Below are 21282 nucleotides of genomic sequence, written 5' to 3'. Positions count from 1 at the left end.
AAACTAACATATTGTTATTTTTATAAATTTTTATATACATAAGATATGTTTTATTTAAAATTCTTTTTTATTTCAATCATTTAGTTAATGTTGTAGTTTAATAATATTAACAAACAAAAAATTTATTTTATAACTAATAAAAATAAATAATTAAAAAATTATATATTAAAATTTCGATTAATTTTATATATAAAAATATATAATTATATGATATGTAAATAAATAGAATTGAATTTGTTAATTAGTTATAATTTTCATATACTTAGCAAACAAAATATATTATTCGTTAATATTAAATTTATCATTTAAAATTTGTATAATAATTTTTTATAATTTTAAATACCTTTTTATTAATATTGAAATAAATTATTGTAATAAAAATTTTTAGTATTGCAATATTATATTTAATTACACATAATTTAATTAATTATAGTATTAAATTTTTTATAAATTATTATAATTGAACAATTATTATTTTTTATAATATCGAATTCTTTAATAAAAGATATTACAAAAAAGTATTAATGAATACTATATTTTTTTTATATTTTATAATAATTTATTAATGATTCTTTTCATTTTTCATATTTTTTAGATAGTGTTAGTTTGATCATTTTTATTTTAAAGTAATATGACTAAAATTTTTTACATTAATTAATGATAGTTTTTTTAAAATTCATTTCTATAGTCGTAATATTTTTTTTTAAAATTGATATAATTAATATTTAAAAACATTAATTACATAATTTTTTATTTATATAATAACATATTATTATATGTATAATATACATTTGTAAAAAGATATTTTTTTAAACATTTTATAACTAACTGCATGTTTGTTTAATTTTGTAGTGTTTAAAAAATTATAATAAATAATTTAATTTTTAAAAAAAATTTTATATTTCTTAAGAGTTATATTTTGATTTTTTAAAAATATATCAATATGTTGTTTATTAAATTTTTTTATTAAAAAAGTAGTTTTATAAACAACTTATTTGAGTTTATTATTACTAATTTTAAAATGTAATTTGTTAATATAATTTATTAACATTGTTTTATTAATAATATATACATACAAATTTATAATACATTTATTTAATATAATTTTTATTTTTTAATAATTTAAACATGTTTATAATGATATAATGAACTTTTTTAAAATAATTAATTGTAGATACTGTTTAGATTGTTTTAAATAATTTAATAATTAATAATAATTTATTTTAATAATATAAAAATTTATAATTTAAATATAAATATTAGGTTATACTATTTGATATGAAACAAATAACAAACGTATTTAAAAAAATTTTATGCTTTTCAAAAAAATTTTAAAACGGTTCATTTAAATTAATATAACTATTATTTTGTAAAAAAATTGAAGTATAATTAATTTTTTTAATAAATTGTATATATGAAAATTTATTTATACTAAAAAATAGTAATTTTTCATGTTTAGGCTGGCAATATCACTATTAAATTATGCCAGCCATTAATACATTTAAAATACATTAAATTATATATTTTATTAGTTAACTTAAGTATGGGTTATTAATCAATGCTAAATTAAATACTTCTTTAATATGTTTTAATGGATAAATATCTAATTTTGATACAATATTATTGGGAATTTCTTCTATATTACGTCGATTATCATATGGAATTAATACTTTTTTAATACCCCCTCTGTGCGCTGCTAATAATTTTTCTTTTAAACCTCCTATAGCTAAAATGTGGCCTCTTAATGTAATTTCTCCAGTCATTGCAATATTTGAAAAAACTGGATTATTTGTAAGACAAGAGACAATAGCTGTGCACATTGCAATTCCTGCACTTGGTCCATCTTTTGGGGTTGCTCCTTCCGGTACGTGAATGTGTATGTCATTTTTTTTATAAAAGTCTTCTTTTATACCTAATAATTTAGATTGTGTACGTACAATTGTTAAAGAAGCTTGGATAGATTCTTGCATAATTTTTCCTAGAGATCCTGTATATGTTAACTTTCCTTTACCAGGAACACACGCTACTTCTATGGTTAATAAGTCACCGCCAACTTCAGTCCATGCTAATCCAATAACTTGCCCTATTTGATTATTGTGCTCAGATTTTCCATAATCAAATTTTTGTATTCCAAGATATTTTTTTAAATTTCTTTTTGTAATTTTAATTTTTTTAAGTGTATGATTAGTCATTAATAATTTTACAGATTTACGACAAATTTTTGATAATTCACGTTCTAAATTTCTAACTCCTGCTTCTCTAGTATAGTAACGAATGATATGTATTATTGCATTGTCGTGAATTACAAGTTCTTTATTGTCTAAGGCATTTCTTTTGATTTGTTTTTTTTTCAGATATTTCGTTGCTATATTGAATTTTTCATCTTCTGTATATCCTGATAGTCTTATTATTTCCATTCTATCAAGCAAAGGAGCCGGTATATTCATAGAATTAGCTGTAGCGATAAACATGACGTCAGATAAATCGTAATCTATTTCTAAATAATGATCATTAAAAGCAACGTTTTGTTCAGGGTCAAGTACTTCTAATAAAGCAGATGAAGGATCGACTCTTATATCACAAGACATTTTATCTATTTCATCTAATAAAAATAAGGGGTTTTTCACTCCTATTTTTGCTATTTTTTGAATGATTTTACCAGGCATAGATCCTATATATGTTTTTCTATGGCCCCTAATTTCAGCCTCGTCTCTTATTCCCCCTAAAGCCATTCTAACATATTTTCTTCCTGTAGCTCTTGCAATAGATTTACCTAAAGAAGTTTTTCCAACGCCTGGAGGTCCTATTAAACATAAAATAGGACCTTTAATTTTACTAATTCTATTTTGGACAGCTAGATATTCTAAAATACGCTCTTTAACCTCATTTAACCCAAAATGATCAAAATCAAGTATTTCTTTAGCACTCATCAAATCTTTTTTAATTTTACTACGTTTATACCAAGGTACTTGTATAATCCAGTCAATATAACTTCTTACAACAGTGGCTTCAGCTGACATTGGAGACATCATTTTTAATTTGTGTAATTCTGATTCTGTTTTAGTGCGCGCTTCTTTAGGCATTTTAGCTAGTTTAATTTTTTTTATAATTAGTTCATTTTCGTCAGGTATATCTTCTAAGTCTCCTAATTCTTTTTGAATTGCTTTCATTTGTTCATTTAAATAGTATTCTCTTTGACTTTTTTCCATTTGCTTTTTTACACGATTACGAATTTTATTTTCTATTTGTAATAAATCTATTTCAGATTTCATTAATGTAATTAAACATTCTAATCTTTTATTAGTGTCATAGGTTTCTAATATCAACTGTTTTTCTGGCAATTTTAATGGCATTTGAGCTGCTATTATGTCAGCTAACTTTTCTGGATTTTTAATATTATATAATGATGTTAAAAATTCTTGGGAAATTTTTTTGTTTAGATTAATATATTGTTCAAATTGTTTTAATGTTGTTTTTGTTAAAATTATTTGTTCTTTAGTTTGTAATATTGGGGAGTAAATTAGTTTAATGTGAGCAGTAAAGTATTCCCCAGTATTGTTTAATTTATTAATATGGGCGCGTTGTAACCCTTCTACTAATACTTTTATTGTTCCATCTGGCAATTTCAATATTTGTGAAATAGCAGCAATTGTTCCTATATTAAATAAGTCAGTGTTGTCAGGTTTATCTGTTAAAGCTTCTTTTTGGGCTACTAGCATAATTTTTTTATTATTTTTCATAGAAGCTTCTACGCATTTTATTGATCTTTCTCGTCCTATAAATAATGGAATTACCATGTATGGGTATACTACTACATCTCTTAATGGTAAAACTGGAATAGTTTCTATATATTTAGAATACTCAGGATTCATAGATTTCTCTCTTAATTTAATGTTCCGGGTTAAATGCTGGATACTAAAAAAATAATTTGTGTGAATATACCTATAATAAACTGAGTATGTTGGAATGGGTATAAGATATTTAATATTAAATAATTAATTAAATTAAAAAATGTTCTTTTTTAATTTATGTGTAAAATATGTACTTTATTTCTAAAGACAAATATCTAAATATAAATTATGCTTATTAATTAACTATTTTTTAATACAGGCAAGGTATGATTATTAATTACTGATTCGTTAATTAAGACTTTTTTAATATTTTTGTTAGATGGTAAATCATACATAGTATTTAGTAAAATCGTTTCTATAATTGAACGTAATCCTCTAGCTCCTATTTTTTTTTCTATTGTTTTTTGTGCTATAGCTTTTATGGCATTATTTGAAAATTGTAATTCTACATTTTCTAATTGAAAAAGTTTTTCATATTGTTTAGTTAAAGAGTTCTTAGGATATTTTAAAATTTTTATTAATTCTTTTTCATTTAATGTATGGAAAGGAGTTAAAATAGGTAACCTTCCGACAAATTCTGGAATTAGTCCATATTTAATTAAATCATTAGGTTCTATATTATTTAGTAATCGATTGTTTGAATTGTTAACAGTTGCATTTTTTACTGCAGCATTAAATCCAATGTGAGTACCTTTTTCAAGCCTTTCTGAAATTATTTTATTAATTCCTTCAAAAGTACCGCTACATATAAATAATATTTTTGAAGTGTCTATTTGTATAAATTCTTGATGTGGGTGTTTCCTTCCTCCTTGAGTAGGTACTGAAGCTATTGTTCCTTCAATTAACTTAAGCAGAGCTTGTTGAACACCTTCTCCAGATACATCTCTTGTAATAGACAAGTTGTTAGATTTTTTAGAAATTTTATCTATTTCATCAATATAAATAATTCCTTTTTGTGCCTCGGGTATATTAAAATTACATTTTTGAAGTAATTTTAACAAAATATTTTCTACATCCTCTCCTACATATCCAGATTCTGTTAGAGTAGTTGCATCAGTAATTACGAATGGAACTTTTATAATTTTAGCTAATGTTTTAGCTATTAATGTTTTTCCGCTTCCAGTAGGTCCAATGAGTAAAATATTACTTTTGTCTAATTCTATAGAATTTTTTTTAGAAAAAGAATAATCAATTTTTTTATAGTGATTATATATAGCTACAGACAATATTTTTTTTGGTTGTTCTTGTCCTATGATATAATTGTCTAAATGTTGCTTAATTTCTTGAGGTTTTGGGCAGTCATTATGGTTATTAACTATTTGAGATTGTTTCAATTGATTTTTCATAACATCATTACATAATTTAACACATTTATCACATATGTATACTGTAGGACCAGCTATTAATTTATGTACTTCTTTTTGGTTTTTCCCACAAAAAGAACAATGTAAAAGTATGTTATTATTAATTCGATGATTTGACATTATGCATCCTCTATTTTAATAAATATTCTTTTGTTAAAAAAACTTTTAAATAATAATGACAGTTTATTATATCTATTTTCTAATAATTAAAATTTTATCAATTAATCCATATTTAATTGCTTCATCAGCAGAAAGAAATCGATCACGTTCTGTATCTTTTTCTATTTTTTCAAAAGATTGTTTGGTATGGTAAGCCATTATTTTATTTACTTGATGTTTAACTTTTAGTATTTCATTAGCATGAATAGCAACGTCAGATGCTTGGCCTTGAAAATTTCCAATAGGTTGATGTATCATCATTCTAGAATGTGGTAAGGAAAATCTTTTATTTTTTGCTCCAGATGCCAAAATTAGAGCTCCCATTGAACATGCCTGACCTATACAAATGGTATTTACATCTGATTTAATAAATTGCATTGTATCATAAATAGACATTCCAGAGGTGATAATACCTCCAGGTGAATTTATGTATAAATAAATATCACTATTAGGGTTTTCTGATTCTAAAAACAATAATTGCGCAATAATATTGTTAGAATTTGAATCATTAATAGGACCTGTTAAAAAAATAATTCTTTCTTTAAGTAATCTAGAATATATATCGTAAAAACGTTCAGTTTGTCCTGTTTTTTCAATAACTGTTGGTATAAATAGTTTATTGTAATTAATATATTTGTTTAATAACATTTGATTACCTTTAATAGTAGAATTGTTTTCAATATATTAATATAAACATTATTTATTTAAAATCATTATTTTTTTAATTTTTTTAAAAATAAAAAATTTATTAAACAATTCTAAATATATTAAATATATGTTAGATATACTGTAATAGTAAATATATTTTTAAAACAAAGAAAATGTTTAATTACTAATTAAATAAATGTTATGAATACATTGATATTTTACAACAAATATTACAAATATTTATATTTTTAGAAATTGTAGCTATTTTTTAGAAATATTTGTGTTTGCTGTTTGTACAACTTATTTTAAAACTTATTATTTGTAATTTTATTATTTAAGTATAATTATGTATTTATTACTTGTTAAGTATTTAATTATATTTAATAATAAATCAATTATTTTACAAATTTAATACGTAATTAATTTAATTTGTTAGAATTATTTAAATATATTTTTTTTAAAAAAATATATTTATTATTTATTCTCAAATTTGATGAATGTTTATTTTATATACAAATGTATATTAAATGATTTTCATAAAAATTATACAATATATTTTTTTTATTTTTAAAATAAAAAATCATATATATTTAAATGTAATATATATTTTAGTGTTTAAAAAATTTTTTTAAATAAATAGATTTTTTAAGGTAGTAGAGTAGTTTGATATTTTACATATTTTTTTTAAAATTTGTTTTGTATTTTATTATGTATATCAATTTATTAAGTTTAATTTTTTTATTTACAATAATTTTATATTTTTTATTAATTTTTAATTATTTTACATATAGTTTTTAATTATTTTTATAATCTAATTATTTTTACAGATATATGTCATGTTATATTTATAAGTATATTTCATGAATCATTTATGTATCGTAAAGCATTGCTTTATCTTACTTAAAATAAAACAATGCTTTTATACTAAAATTAATTATTTTAATTACATATATATGAAATGTCTAAATATTTTAAATAAAATTTATGATTAAATTTTTTAGTTTTAATTTGTGCGTAAATATGCTTGCATAACTTTATTATTTATTTTTTAAAAAAAATTATATTGTTTAGATATAAAAATTATCATGATATATAAATATTATTAATTTTCAGTATTAATTATATTTAATATATAAAATTATATATGATATTTATCGCTTGATTTATTATTAAAAAATAATATTTATATATATTATTAACTTTTTATTTAAATATTTTGATCATAATAATATATTTTAAAAATATAGTTGACAATATAATTTTCATAGTGTTTATTTAAAATATAAATGTAGTACATCATATATTACATGATCAGTAAATCATTTTAATGATAATTGTTGTAGTATTGCATAATTTTGTTTACATGTTTTTATTATTAAAGTTATTTTTTGTGAATAATGTTTTTTTTTACAATAATTTAATTACTTATTTTTAAGTTATTTTTATTTAAAAAATAAAAATTTATTATTTAATTAATATTATTCATTATTAGTTAAATGGTTATTTGTTAGCAAAAGTTAGTCAATTTTTTAGATACTAAATTAACTAAAAAATATAGATAAAAAATTCTTATATTATATAAATGAAACATTTATTTGTTTTAAATTTTTCAGATATTTTTATTTAATGATTCTATTCAATTTACTAAAAAATAGATATATACTTAAATTTTTTACGTTAATAAATTTTATTATTATAAGTATAATTACTTACGTAATTTATATATTTTTTAAATAGTTTGTTTATTGGTTTTTATTTATATGAACAACTCTCTAGTGATATGTTTATTTAAAATTATTTATGATCAATAGTAATTTATTCAAGAAAATAACAATTTTTATTTAATTTAATAAAATGTACAAATAATGAATATTATTTGTGTATATACTGTATACAAAATATTTCTATAAATAATCATATTAACAATAATTTAATAGTATAAATTTAAAAAATTGATTAAATTATTTAAAAATAATATATAAATATAATTGTTTGAAACTAATTGTATAAGTAATTAATAAAATATATTATTTTAATGTTTAATATTCATTTTTTAAATAGAGCATAATTTGTTGTTTGTTATAAATTTTTTTATATTTTATTTTCCTTTATGGCGTTAATAAATATTTTTAAAACTTTAAACTATAATTAATTTATATATAAATAATATTATGTTACGTATGTTTGATATATATATTTATTATTTTTTTATTTTTAAAATTTATATAAAAATTATCATTTAGAATAATTATTCTAAATATAATGTAAATTACTGTAAAACACATATTTTTTATATAAATGATTTTAAATAAATTATTTTATTTTAATTTTTTTGTTAAAATAAATAAATTAATAACTAATTATAGTAATTATTTTTAATAAAATTTTTAGTAGTCACGATATATATTCACTTACTTAAGTTATATAGCTTAAATTTTAAATGTATAATTTTACATATATAATTTAATTAGTGTAGATTTATTGTTACTATAATAATAGTTAATTAACAACGTGCATTATACGTGTTATTGAGATTTTAAAAAATGAATTATATGTTTATTAATAGATTTTCAAAAATATTATTTTTAATTAGTATTAGTACTTTACTTAATACTGAAATTTATTCATCTATAATTTCTAAAGGATATATTCGAGAAGAAGAAAATTCATTAATATTTATTGCTTTTATTTTAATGTTGATTATTGTAATACCAGTTATTACGATGACTATCGTATTTTTTTTAAAGTATTCTTCTGATAAAAATCATGTACAATATTCTCCTGATTGGAAACATTCTAAAATTATAGAAATTTTTATTTGGGGTATACCTATTTTAATTATTAGTATTTTAGCATGCATATCTTGGAAATCAACTTACAAGTTAGATCCTAATAAATCAATAAGTTATTTTAATACTAAACCCATCACTATTGATGTAATTGCTTTAGATTGGAAATGGTTGTTTGTTTATCCACAACAAAATATTGCAACTATAAATGAAATTGCTTTTCCTGTCAATACACCAATTAATTTTAGAATTACTTCAAATTCGGTAATGAATTCTTTATTTATTCCTCAATTAGGTAGTCAAATGTATGCTATGCCAGGAATGCAAACTAATTTACATTTAATTGCTAATATATCAGGACATTGTAAAGGAATTTCTGCTAATTTTAGTGGGTTGGGATTTTCAAGAATGAAATTTATAGTTATTGTAAAAAAATCAAGTAAATCTTTTAATAATTGGGTTAAAAAAGTACGTAATTCTCCAACACATTTGAATTCTATGCAAGATTTTCAAAAAATATCAATATCTGAAGAATATTCTACAGTTAAATATTTTTCTAACGTTAAATCTCAATTATTTATTAAGATAATCAATACATTCCATTAATTTAAATTAAGAATTATTTTTTAATTTAAAGTAACTATACAATTTTAAGGAAATTATTGAATGTTTGGAAAATTGACAATGGCAGCTATACCATATCATGAACCTATTATTATGTTTACATATACGATGATAATTATAATTGGATTATTTTTAATAGGTCTAATAACTTACTTTAAAAAATGGAAATATTTTTGGAATAATTGGATTACATCTGTAGATCATAAAAAAATAGCAATTATGTATATGGTTTTAGGTTTTATAATGTTGATACGTGGTTTTATTGATGCGCTTATGATGAGAACACAACAATTCATTGCGTCTTCAAATTTTAATAACGTAAATTTTTTACCAGCTCATCATTATAATCAAATATTTACAGTACACGGGGTTATAATGATTTTTTTTGTTGCTATGCCTTTGATTATTGCTTTAATGAATTTTGTTATACCTCTTCAAATAGGTTCTAGAGATGTTGCTTTTCCTTTTTTGAATAATCTAAGTTTTTGGTTAACTGTAAGTGGAGCTTTATTAATAAACATTTCTTTAGGCGTAGGGGAATTTGCAGAAACTGGATGGTTAGCATATCCTCCTCTTTCAGAGATAAAGTATAGTCCAGGAGTAGGTGTAGATTATTGGATTTGGAGTTTACAAATTTCTGGTATAGGTACTATTTTAACTGGAATTAATTTTTTAGTAACCATTTTAAAAATGCGGTCAGTTGGAATGGAAATGTTTAAAATGACAATTTTTACATGGACTGTTTTTTGTTCTAATATATTAATACTCGCTTCATTTCCGGTATTAACAGCTACCTTAAGTTTGCTTGCATTAGATCGTTATTTAGGATTTCATTTTTTTACAAATGAACTCGGAGGGAATGTAATGATGTATGTTAACTTAATTTGGATTTGGGGCCATCCTGAAGTATATATTTTAATTTTACCTGCATTTGGTGTTTTTTCTGAAATCGTATCAACTTTTTCTAAAAAGTCGTTATTTGGGTACTTCTCTTTAGTATGGGCAACTATAGTAATTACAGTATTATCATTTATTGTATGGCTGCATCATTTTTTTACAATGGGAGCAAGTGCTAATGTAAATGCTTTTTTTGGAATAACTACTATGATTATTGCCATTCCTACAGGTGTTAAAATTTTTAATTGGTTATTTACAATGTATCAAGGACGTATTCGAATACATCCTAGTATGTTATGGACGATAGGATTTTTAATTACTTTTACTATTGGTGGTATGACTGGTGTAATATTATCTTTACCAGCTGCTGATTTTATATTACACAATAGTTTATTTTTAGTTGCTCATTTTCATAATGTAATTATCGGAGGAGTGATTTTTGGATGTTTCGCTGCTATTAATTATTGGTTTCCTAAAATGTTTGGATTTTATTTGAATGAAAAATGGGGATTTAGGACTTTTTGGTGTTGGTTATTTGGTTTTTTTATTTCTTTTATGCCATTATATTTTTTAGGTTTAATGGGTATGACTAGACGTATTAGTCAAAAAATAGATACAGAATTTCATTCTATGCTATTTATTTCATTTTTAGGAGCTCTTTTAATTGCATTAGGTATGGTTTGTCAAATTATACAAATTTACGTTTCTTTTAAAAATAAAAAAAAATATCTAGACGTAACTGGAGATTCTTGGGATGGACGTACTTTAGAATGGTCTACTCAATCCCCTCCACAATTTTATAATTTTGCAATATTGCCTCAAGTAAAAAAAATAGATGATTTTTGGTATCGCAAAAAATCAATGAAACATTATTCGTATAATAATGGAAATTACAAAGGTTTTTACATGCCTAAAAATACTGCGATAGGTTTTTTTATTAGTTTATTAAGTACTTTATTAGGATTTTCTAATGTTTGGCATATTTGGTGGTTATCTATTATTTCATCTATTTTAATAGTATTTTTTTGGATCAAACAAATGTTTAACAAAGATACTAGTTATTTTGTTTCTAAAGAAAAAATTCAAAATATTGAAAATAAACGTTTAAAATATTAAATTCGTAGGTGCAAAATGTTATTTGATAAAACATTTAAAAAAAAAGTATGTATTAAAAATAATCAGCTAATAGATTCAAAAAAAATATTAGGTTTTTGGATATATTTAATGAGTGATTGTATTATTTTCGGTATTTTGTTTGCTACATTTTTTGTTATGAAAAATAGTATTTTTGGAAAATTTATTTCTAGAGACATTTTTAATTTAAACATAATAACAATAGAAACTATTGTATTATTATTAAGTTCTATGTGTTATGGGATGATATCTTATACTAACAAAAATTATTGTAATTATAATTTAAAATTGCTGTTATGTACTTTTTTTTTAGGAGTAATTTTTGTTTGTATAGAACTGAATGAGTTTCATAATTTGTATATAAATAATTTTACACCTAGTACAAATAGTTTTTTTTCAGCTTATTATACTTTATTAAGTACACATTGTATTCATGTTATTATAGGTTTAATATGGATTATAATTACTATTTGTAAATCTTGTTATCCATTAACAAAGGGGATGCGAACAAATTATATTTGTTTGGGTTTATTTTGGCATTTTATTGATATAATTTGGATCTGTATATTTAATTTTGTTTATTTAGTTGGAATTTTTTTATGAACACTCGTATTAAAAATTTTTTTTATAAAAATATTTATTTAAACAATAATCTATTAGGGTTATTAATTTCTATAATATTGACTTACTTATCTTTATATATAATTATAGAACAAATTTTTTTAAAAGATATTCGATTGCTATTTATAACGTTAGTATCTATTATTCAAATAATAGTTCATATTAAATATTTTTTACATATTTCGAATTTTAGTGATTATAATTGGAGTGTTAGTATTTTTGTATTTTCTGCGATAGTGGTTTTAATAATTATTTTAGGATCAATGTGGATAATGAATGATTTAAACCATCATTTAGTCATTATGTAAAATATAAAAACTATAAATTATTTATGAAAAATTATTTTACAATTATTAAACCAGGAATTATTATAGGTAATTTATTATCTTTAGTTAGTACTTTTTTATTATATTCCCATGGACATGTAAATTTTTATAAATTATCGTACACATTAATAAGTGTTTCTCTAATAATTGCTGCCAATTGTATATTAAATAATATTATTGATATAAAGATAGATAAAAAAATGCAAAGAACATGTCATAGAACTTTACCTACAAATAAAATGACTGTGAAACAAGCTTATTATTATGCATTTGTGTTAGGAATTATAGGATTTTTATGTTTGTACAATTTTATTAATTTATATACATGTTTGTTATGTTTTATGGCAACGTTTATATATACTGTAATATATAGTATATATGTTAAAAGAAGTTCTCCTTACGCTGTGTTTGTAGGTAGTATTTCAGGTGCAATTATTCCTTTAATTAGTAAAGCAGCTATATCTAATAAGTTAAATTTTTGTTCTTTTCTCTTGTTTTTAATTTTTGCTATTTGGCAAATTCCTCATTCATATGCTATATTTTTATATAGATCTAAAGATTATCAAAAAATAAAACTTCCGGTATGCCGGTTAATAAATAATTTGTTTGTAATAAAAAGTATAATAGTAGCTGGTATTATATTTTTCGTATGTGTTACTTCAATTTTTTTTGTACATAATTATTTAAGTATAAATGATTTAATGATATTTTATGTTATAGAATTAGTTTGGCTATTGTATTCAATTTATGGATATAAAGTGATTAACCATACTCAGTGGGCTTATAATATATTTATATTATCTTTAATTGTTGTTATTATCTTTGATTTAATGATTTCAATAAAATATAAAACTTACTATTAAAATAGTAAGTTTTATATTTTATTAACATTATTTATTTTTTTATTCTAATCATAATAAATATATACACTAAAAACATGAATTAGATAATGGTATACCAGCAATTTTACTAGCTTGCTGCATAGGTCCTTTAGGAAATAATTTTAAAAAATATATACTAGTATATTTTTTATGATACTTTTTTGAAATTGCTGCAGCTATTATTCGCATAGAGGGTGTTTGATTAAATTTAGAATAAAAGTTTCTTATAAAATATACGATTTCCCAATGATTTTCAGTCATTATTATTAATTCTTTTTTTGCATTTTTTTTGGCTATAGATAAATCCCACTTATTTAAGGATGCTAAATATTTTTTAGAATCTGTTTTAGGATATTTAAATAGTGATGACATTATAATTATTTACAAATATAATAAATGATTTTTTTTAATTATACCATTATTAAAATTATTATTTTAATAATAAAATATTGTTTTTTAGTTAACGTTAAAAAATAAATAAAAATTTATATAATTTAAATTAGTATCTTTTACTACATTTTTTATTAAAATAGGTTTTTTAATTTTCTATGAAAAAATTTAAAAAAAAATATCTTGATTTAAGATTAATAATGATTGTATGTATTATTTTTGCTTTAAGAACAGTAGGTTTGTTTATGGTACCACCTATTTTAAGTATGTATGGAATCTTTATACAAAATTCAAATAAGTTATTAATTGGAGCTTGTATTGGAATTTATAGTTTTTCTCAAGTAATATTTCAAATACCTTTTAGTTATTTATCTGATAAATTTAGTAGGGAAAAAGTAATAATTTTTGGGTTAATTTTATTTTTTATAGGTAGCATAATTGCTGCAAGTACAATGTCTATATGGGGTATTTTTATTGGTAGAATGTTACAAGGTTCAGGTGCTATATCATCTGCTTTAATAACTTTATTACTTGAAACAGTTAAAAAAGATAATCGTCTTGCAGCAATAGTATGTGTAGGTATTACCTTTAGTTGCACATTTGTTATTTCTATAATACTTGCTCCAATAATTGTTAACTTTGTAGGGTTAAATAATTTGTTTTGGATAATGGCTATATTAACAATAATATCTATTGCTATAGTAATAAAATTTATTAAACCAATGTATGTGAAAGATGTTACAAATAATACGTCAATATCTATAATCAATCTTTTTCGTTTATTAAAAAATGTTTTTTTATTAGAATTGTTATTAAATACTTTTTCAATAAGTTATTTATTAACATCTAATTTTTTTATATATCCAGAATATTTAATATTAATGAAAATTACTAAGGAAAATTATTGGATGTTTTATTCAACTATAATTTTTATTGCTTGTATTACAGGAGTACCTATAATATATCACATACGAAATTATAGTAATATACGTAAATTTTACTTGCTATGTATTAGTTTTTTATTGTTATCCTGTATAGGATTGTTAGTAATAAATAATCCAAAAATATTTTTAATAAACATACAAATATTTATTTTTATTTACGTTGTAATGTCAGCATTACTTCCCACTGCTATTAATGAGAAAAGTCCTAAATGTTATAAAGGAAGTTTTATGAGTATTTATAACACTAGTCAATTTTTAGGAACGTTTGTAAGTAGTTTAATAAATGGTTGGTTACTTAATAAGTATAGTCTTGATAGTACTATTTATATGAATATTATTATAATAATATTCTGTATTATTTTTAATATAATTACAAATTTTAGGCATAAAATTATAAATAAATGATTATCTTTTTTATAATTATTTAACAATTTTTATTGTTGCTAAAAATTGACAAATTATATTATAATATAATAATAAAAAATTATTTACATAACATATTTATTTAATAAAAGAGATATTTTTTTAAAACTTTTTTGTATATTTTTTAAATATATAAATAAATCTATGTATAGTTTTATTTATATATTTATACGGTTAATTCACTGAATTTTTATTTAAAAATATTATATAATAATTACAATATAAATATATAATTTAAACTTAATTCGAAAAATTTATTTATTAATGACACATCATATTTATAGTAGTAAATGGCACATATAAATTGTGTTATATATTTTGTTTTTTATTAAAGTAATAATTTAAAAAATTATTGCTTGATATTTGCATATTATTACATATTATTTTTTAATATTATAATTTTTTATATATTAAATATGTTTAAGTTGTTATTTAAATTATTATTATATTAAATATATAATAAAATTATATAAATTTTAATTTTTTATAATAATGTTTATTTAAAAGAACGTATTTTTAATGCAGCTTTGTCTAATACTCCATTAATAAATTTATGACTTTTGTTAGCGCCAAAAGATTTAGCAAGTTCTATACTTTCATTAATAGAAACTTTAGGAGGAATGTCATATCTTTTAGATAATTCATAAAATGCAATTCTTAAAATTGCTTTTTCTATTTGTCCTAATTGTTTTAATGTTCTAGAAATATGAGGTAGCATTAATTTATCTAAATATTGATAATTTTCATGAATACCTTTTATTAATTCTTTGAAATAAATTAAATCAACTCCTTCTATTTTTTGATCTTCTAAAAATTGCATTTCAATATCTTGAATAGAGTTATTAGTCATTTGCCATGAATATAATAATTGTACGGCACATTCTCTAGCCCTTCTTCTAGGGGTTATTTTCATGATTGAGACCTTTTGGTTTAAAAGTAAGAGGTTGTGTTTATTTCTTTAAAAAAAATAGTTTTTTTACTTTTTTCATATTAATTTTTTAGTTTATAAATGTAATTTGTTACTATAAGTATATAGGTTTAATAGTAATACGAATATCAGGTCCTATTTTACGTACATCTGTAAAACTTAATTTTATGAAATTAGGAGGTAATTTTAGTGTTTTCTCTATAATAAATAAAGGTTTAGATGTATGTCCTAATATTTTAGGTGATATATAAATAATAAGTTCATCTATTATTTTTTTTTCAATTAGTAATCCAGATAATGTTGGACCAGCTTCTACCCAAATGTTATTTATTTGATATGTACCTAATAATAAAAATAAATTTTTTAAATCTATTTTCTTGTTCGTAGCTTTTACTATAATTTGTTGAACATTTGCAGGCCATTTGTGACAATCTTTTTTAGTTCTTATTAAGAAAACATTTCCTTGTTGATTAATACAATTATAATTGTTTTTTATTTTGTTTTGACTATCAATAATAATCCGTATTGGTTGTTTAAAAGTATTTTTTATTTCTTTTTGTAACATTACCGTTTTATCTATTTCTTCAAGGCGTACGGTTAAATATGGATTATCATTAAGTATAGTATTACTGCTACTTAAAATTGCTGAACTTTTTGCTCTATAATATTGTACATCTTTACGTGATTGAATAGAAGTAATCCACTTACTATGACCATGTACAGTCGCAGTTCTTCCATCTATAGAAGCTCCTAATTTTAATTGGACAAATGGTAATCCAGTCTCCATTCGCTTAAAAAACCCTTTATTTATTTTTTTTGACTCATTAGCTAAAATGTTAATTTTAACTTGGATATTGCTATTAGCTAAAAAACTGATTGATTTTCCGGAATTTAAAGGATTAGGATCTTGTGTAGCTATAACTATTTTAGTTATACCGGATTTTTTGATTATATTAAAACATGGAGGAGTATGTCCAAAATTAGAACAAGGTTCTAATGTTACGTACATAGTTGATCCTATAGCTTTAGAACCAGCCATATTTAATGCTATAATTTCAGCATGTTCTTTTCCTGTTTGACAATGCCACCCTTGTCCTACTATTTCATTATTATTTACTATGATACAACCTACGTTAGGATTAGGAGCAGTGGTAAATTCTCCTTTTTTCGCTAATTCAATAGCTTTTTTCATATAAAAAGTATCTAACATTGTTTGTGTACTCAATTTTTTATTTTATATATAAAGTAATTTGTCTAGACAATATATTACACAATATTTTTTTAAAAAATTTTTTTTGCTCTCAAAATATAATTAATTAATTTTTTATATTTCAAGTATATAGTTGTATTTATGTTATTTATGAATGAAAATTTATTTTTCAATATTATTTGTATTTTTTGTACATTGATTTTTTTATATAGACTTATTTGCCGTTTAAAATATTGAATGTTGAAAATTTTTTTAAAAGCAAAACATTTTATTTATGTAGAATATTTTTAATTTATTTTTTACACATATTATCTAAATTTTTTAAATGAAAATAGATTATTTTTTATCATTAGTTGTATTCTTTAGTAATTAAATTAAACTTATTTTAAAAATTCATTAAGTTACTTTTAAAGTATTACTTACGTTAGTAAATATACGTTTCAGATATCTTATTTCTAAAAATATATAATTTTAATTTAATTAAAATTTAAGATAAACATAAGATCCAATATAGTTAATTACTAAAATTTAAAAAAAATTGTAATGTTTATAATTTTGTTTCTAAGGCATATGCTTAATTAAAGTTAATAATTGTTATTTAATAATTTTAATTAAATTTAACATTTCTAAAGTTACGTAAGCAATCTCACATCCTTTGTTTCCTTTTTTACCTCCAGATCTTTCAATGGCTTGTTTAATATTATTAGTTGCTAAAACACCTATTATGATAGGAATATTATTTTCTAAACTAATTTTAGGTAATAAATTATAGACGGTATTAATTATACTTTTAAAGTGTATTGTCTCTCCTTGGATAACGCTTCCAATAGTAATTATAGCATCATTTTTTTTTAAAGATGCAATTTTTTGAGTAATTAGTGGTAGTTCTAAAGTTCCTGGAATTTTTATAATAGTAATATTATTGTTTTCTACATGCCCAATTCGTTTCAAAATATCTAATGTTCCTTCAAGTAATTGCTCATTAATAAAATAATTGAATCTAGAAATTATTATTGTAATTTTTGCATCTTTTGCTAATAGCCCAGTTTGAATTATGTTCATATACTTTCTTATTTTAAACATTTTAAATACAATTGTAATTGTTAAAATTATAAAGTTTCTTAGTAAAAACATTTTTATATGAATAATAAAAAATATTATTATATTACATATATAATTATGTCTTTTGTGATGAAAAATTTAATTAGCAATATAATTTTTTAATTGTAACATAAATATATATACTCTTTAAGTATACATTTAATATTTATTTGTTATTTGGTACTTAAATTTTTCCGCAATGATTATATAATCCAACTAAAATTTTAACGTTTTTATCAAATCTTTGTAGTGCACATTAACATGTTATTTTTTAATAGTATCTTCTGTATTTAAAATTGTTAGTGATTTTATTTCACATTTGTGATTTAACTTACTATTAATATTAATTAAAGTTATTTTAGAAAATATAATATTTCTAATTTTTATTATAGTAGAGTTTTTACAATAGTAATTTGAGGTATTAAAGAAATTGAAGTAGATCCTTATATAGAGAATCATGTAAAATAATTTTGAAAAACATAAAAAATTTATTTTTTTTAATAATAGTTGAATTTATTTATATGTTATTTCTCCACTAATTTTCAATTTTTATTGAAACAATCTTTACTCATTTAATAGTTTTTCAATAAAAAATTACTAATTTCTAATATAAGTCCATTTATTTTTTTGAATAATTAAAAAATATAGGTTTTTTTATTAATATTGATATATTCATTTCCCTATACTTTCATAATGAAATTGTTTAATAATGAATTATTATAAGTAATACTATTTTTTAGTACACTAGGACATATTTTTTCTTACTAAAAAATAAATTTTATGTGTTTCTAATTAAAAGTTGGCTATATAAGATATTTAAGATTTCTTTAAGCTGTATGTTTAGTTTTTATAATAGAGGTTAATATATTGTAAGTTTTATGTTATTTGGATAGTAAATACCTATCATTTGTGTATAAGATATATCAAAATTTTTTAATTTTGAAATAAAAATTTTTTTCTGAATTCACTATAGTGTGTTTAAACATTTTTTATTAGAGTTATAATTTTTTTTATGAATATTTTTAATGTTGATTTATTTCTAATATTACACCATATGCATGATTGACTATGTCGTTAACATAAACACTATGAGGACCTTTTAAAATATTTAAAGGTTAATTATATAAGCAATTTTTTAGCAAGATTTGCATAATTATTTAGAAAAGATGTACATTAATATTAATGTACTATTAATTATATATGTCTTAATTCATATTTTTTATTGTTTACTTTTTATTAAATTGATTATAATCATTTATATGATAAAATAAGATTTGCACTACGATAGTATTATATTAATTATTTGTTAAATAATTAATATAAAAAATTTTAAAAAAAAGTATTGATTATTACATATTTAAAATGATATAATGAAAAAAGTAAAAAAAATCGCGGGGTGGAGCAGTTTGGTAGCTCGTCGGGCTCATAACCCGAAGGTCGTTGGTTCAAATCCAACTCCCGCAACCATTTTAAAAAAAATTTAGTACATAAAAATGTGCTATTTTTCCAAATATTGATTTTTTAGTTTATTTAAAAAAATTTAAATTATTAATTTTTTTAAATAAAATTTGAGTCATATTTTTTTTTAAATTTTTGTGGAAAATATGGATAAGTTAGGTATTAAATTAATTCAGAGTTTTCGTCATAGTTCTCCATATATTAACACACATAGAGGTAAAACATTTGTGATTATGTTAAACGGAGAAACTATTGAAAATGTTAATTTTTCTGGAATAATCAACGATATAGGTTTATTACATAGTTTAGGCATTAAATTAATTGTAGTATATGGAATTTACCCTAAGATAGATTCAATTTTGTTAAAGCATAAAATGAAAATTCATTATCATAAATATATTAGAATTACAGATTATGCATCACTGCAACAAATAAAAAAAATTTCTGGAAAATTACAGTTAGATATTACAGCTAAATTATCTATGAGTTTAAGTAATACTCCATTACAAGGATCTCATATTAATGTTGTCAGTGGAAACTTTGTTATTGCCCAACCGCTAGGTGTAAATGATGGAGTAGATTATCTTAATAGCGGGAAAATACGAAAAATTAATAAAAAGTCTATAGAATCTCAATTAAATAATAATAATATAGTACTTATTGGACCAATTGCTGCGTCTGTTACAGGAGAAAGTTTTAATTTAATATCTGAAGAAATAGCAACAGAAGTGGCTATTGCTTTAAAAGTAGAAAAAATAGTTGGTTTTTGTAAAGAGAAAGGGCTTGTTAATACTAATGGAAAGACGATTTCAGAATTATTTCCTAATACAGCAAAACAAATTATTAAACAATTAATGATTAATCAATTTGTGCCTACAAGTCTTGTACGATTTTTAATAGGGGCCATAAAGGCTTGTAATAGTGGAATACCCAGAAGTCATATTATTAGTTATTATGAAGATGGAGCTTTGTTGCAAGAGTTGTTTTCTAGAGATGGCATTGGAACTCAAATGGTAATGAAATCTTCTGAAAACATCCGCATGGCTACTATAAATGACATAGGAGGAATTTTAGAGTTAATTAGACCTTTAGAAAACAAAGGTATTTTAGTTCGTAGATCTAGAGAACAATTAGAAATGGAAATTGATAAATTTATTATCATAGAAAAAGATAATTTAACTATTGGTTGTGCGGCTTTGTATATTTTTCCTAAGGAAAAAATGGGAGAAATGGCTTGCGTTGCTGTTCATCCTGATTACCGTAATTCTTCTAGAGGAGAGTTACTTGTGAACAAAATTAAAATAAAGGCTAAAGAACTGCATTTAAAGAAAATATTTGTACTTACTACTCAAAGTATTCATTGGTTTAGAGAAAAAGGTTTTATTCCAATAAAAATTAATTTTTTGCCAGATAGTAAGAAAAAAATGTATAATTATCAAAGAGGGTCTAAAATGTTGATCATTGACGTAAATTAATAACAATATACTGTTCATTATTAATAGTATTAGTTTTTTTTAAAAAAATACATTAATAA

At 21.1% G+C, this 21282-nt stretch carries 14 protein-coding genes and 1 tRNA gene; 8 read left to right on the top strand and 7 right to left on the bottom strand.

From position 1 onward, the window contains the following. Window positions 1-1532 precede the first annotated feature (1532 nt). The 3 genes from lon to clpP all read right to left on the bottom strand — a co-directional run bounded on the left by lon (window position 1533) and on the right by clpP (window position 6022). The gene (lon, locus tag BUCNMO_RS01905) at window positions 1533-3872 is read right to left on the bottom strand and encodes an endopeptidase La (RefSeq protein ID WP_158345097.1); all 2340 of its coding nucleotides are present in this window, start codon (window positions 3870-3872) and stop codon (window positions 1533-1535) included. A gap of 218 nt (window positions 3873-4090) precedes the next feature. Next, the gene (gene clpX / locus BUCNMO_RS01900; protein WP_419095305.1) at window positions 4091-5338 is read right to left on the bottom strand and encodes an ATP-dependent Clp protease ATP-binding subunit ClpX; all 1248 of its coding nucleotides are present in this window, start codon (window positions 5336-5338) and stop codon (window positions 4091-4093) included. Between the two features lie 69 nt (window positions 5339-5407). Beyond that, a complete protein-coding gene (gene clpP, locus BUCNMO_RS01895) occupies window positions 5408-6022 on the bottom strand; it encodes an ATP-dependent Clp endopeptidase proteolytic subunit ClpP (RefSeq protein ID WP_158345094.1) in 615 nt (204 codons plus the stop codon). Window positions 6023-8565: 2543 nt separating this feature from the next. Here clpP and cyoA point away from each other — a divergent pair. The 5 genes from cyoA to BUCNMO_RS01870 are packed head-to-tail and all read left to right on the top strand — an operon-like array spanning window position 8566 to window position 13276. After that, a complete protein-coding gene (gene cyoA, locus BUCNMO_RS01890; protein WP_232037627.1) occupies window positions 8566-9417 on the top strand; it encodes a ubiquinol oxidase subunit II in 852 nt (283 codons plus the stop codon). A 60-nt stretch (window positions 9418-9477) separates the two neighbouring features. Further along, complete coding sequence (gene cyoB, locus BUCNMO_RS01885; protein WP_158345092.1) at window positions 9478-11448, top strand: cytochrome o ubiquinol oxidase subunit I; 1971 nt, start codon at window positions 9478-9480, stop codon at window positions 11446-11448. A gap of 15 nt (window positions 11449-11463) precedes the next feature. Continuing rightward, complete coding sequence (locus BUCNMO_RS01880; RefSeq protein WP_158345090.1) at window positions 11464-12069, top strand: cytochrome c oxidase subunit 3; 606 nt, start codon at window positions 11464-11466, stop codon at window positions 12067-12069. After that, entirely contained in the window at window positions 12066-12395 is a 330-nt protein-coding gene (locus tag BUCNMO_RS01875; protein ID WP_158345088.1) for a cytochrome C oxidase subunit IV family protein, read from the top strand. The genes BUCNMO_RS01880 and BUCNMO_RS01875 overlap by 4 nt, the downstream gene beginning before the upstream one ends. Window positions 12396-12418: 23 nt before the next feature. Further along, on the top strand, window positions 12419-13276 hold the full coding sequence (locus tag BUCNMO_RS01870; RefSeq protein WP_158345086.1) for a protoheme IX farnesyltransferase: 858 nt from the start codon (window positions 12419-12421) through the stop codon (window positions 13274-13276). A gap of 66 nt (window positions 13277-13342) precedes the next feature. On the opposite strand, the gene BUCNMO_RS01865 is transcribed toward BUCNMO_RS01870, so the two are convergent. Beyond that, complete coding sequence (locus tag BUCNMO_RS01865; protein ID WP_158345084.1) at window positions 13343-13666, bottom strand: TusE/DsrC/DsvC family sulfur relay protein; 324 nt, start codon at window positions 13664-13666, stop codon at window positions 13343-13345. A gap of 176 nt (window positions 13667-13842) precedes the next feature. Between BUCNMO_RS01865 and BUCNMO_RS01860 the strand changes: the two genes are divergently transcribed. Next, window positions 13843-15033, top strand: a complete 1191-nt coding sequence (locus tag BUCNMO_RS01860) for an MFS transporter (RefSeq protein WP_158345082.1) — start codon at window positions 13843-13845, stop codon at window positions 15031-15033. 514 nt (window positions 15034-15547) lie between these two features. Here the strand turns inward: BUCNMO_RS01860 and nusB are convergent. The 3 genes from nusB to ribE all read right to left on the bottom strand — a co-directional run bounded on the left by nusB (window position 15548) and on the right by ribE (window position 18251). Further along, window positions 15548-15964: a transcription antitermination factor NusB gene (gene nusB, locus BUCNMO_RS01855; protein ID WP_158345080.1), complete on the bottom strand. Its 417-nt coding sequence runs from the start codon at window positions 15962-15964 to the stop codon at window positions 15548-15550. 109 nt (window positions 15965-16073) lie between these two features. After that, entirely contained in the window at window positions 16074-17171 is a 1098-nt protein-coding gene (ribD, locus tag BUCNMO_RS01850) for a bifunctional diaminohydroxyphosphoribosylaminopyrimidine deaminase/5-amino-6-(5-phosphoribosylamino)uracil reductase RibD (RefSeq protein WP_232037626.1), read from the bottom strand. A 612-nt stretch (window positions 17172-17783) separates the two neighbouring features. Continuing rightward, entirely contained in the window at window positions 17784-18251 is a 468-nt protein-coding gene (ribE, locus tag BUCNMO_RS01845; protein WP_158345076.1) for a 6,7-dimethyl-8-ribityllumazine synthase, read from the bottom strand. 1429 nt (window positions 18252-19680) lie between these two features. Between ribE and BUCNMO_RS01840 the strand changes: the two genes are divergently transcribed. Both BUCNMO_RS01840 and argA read left to right on the top strand, forming a co-directional pair. Continuing rightward, a tRNA-Met gene (locus BUCNMO_RS01840) sits at window positions 19681-19757 on the top strand. A gap of 137 nt (window positions 19758-19894) precedes the next feature. Beyond that, window positions 19895-21223 (top strand): amino-acid N-acetyltransferase, encoded by a 1329-nt coding sequence (gene argA / locus BUCNMO_RS01835; RefSeq protein ID WP_158345074.1) that lies wholly within the window; start codon window positions 19895-19897, stop codon window positions 21221-21223. The last annotated feature ends 59 nt before the right edge of the window (window positions 21224-21282 follow it).

Origin of the sequence: Buchnera aphidicola (Nipponaphis monzeni) (genome assembly GCF_006741185.1) — a bacterium.
Lineage (GTDB): Bacteria > Pseudomonadota > Gammaproteobacteria > Enterobacterales > Enterobacteriaceae > Buchnera_H > Buchnera_H aphidicola_T.
The sequence above is the reverse complement of the archived record's forward strand: the minus strand, read 5'-3'. Positions and strand labels throughout refer to the sequence as shown.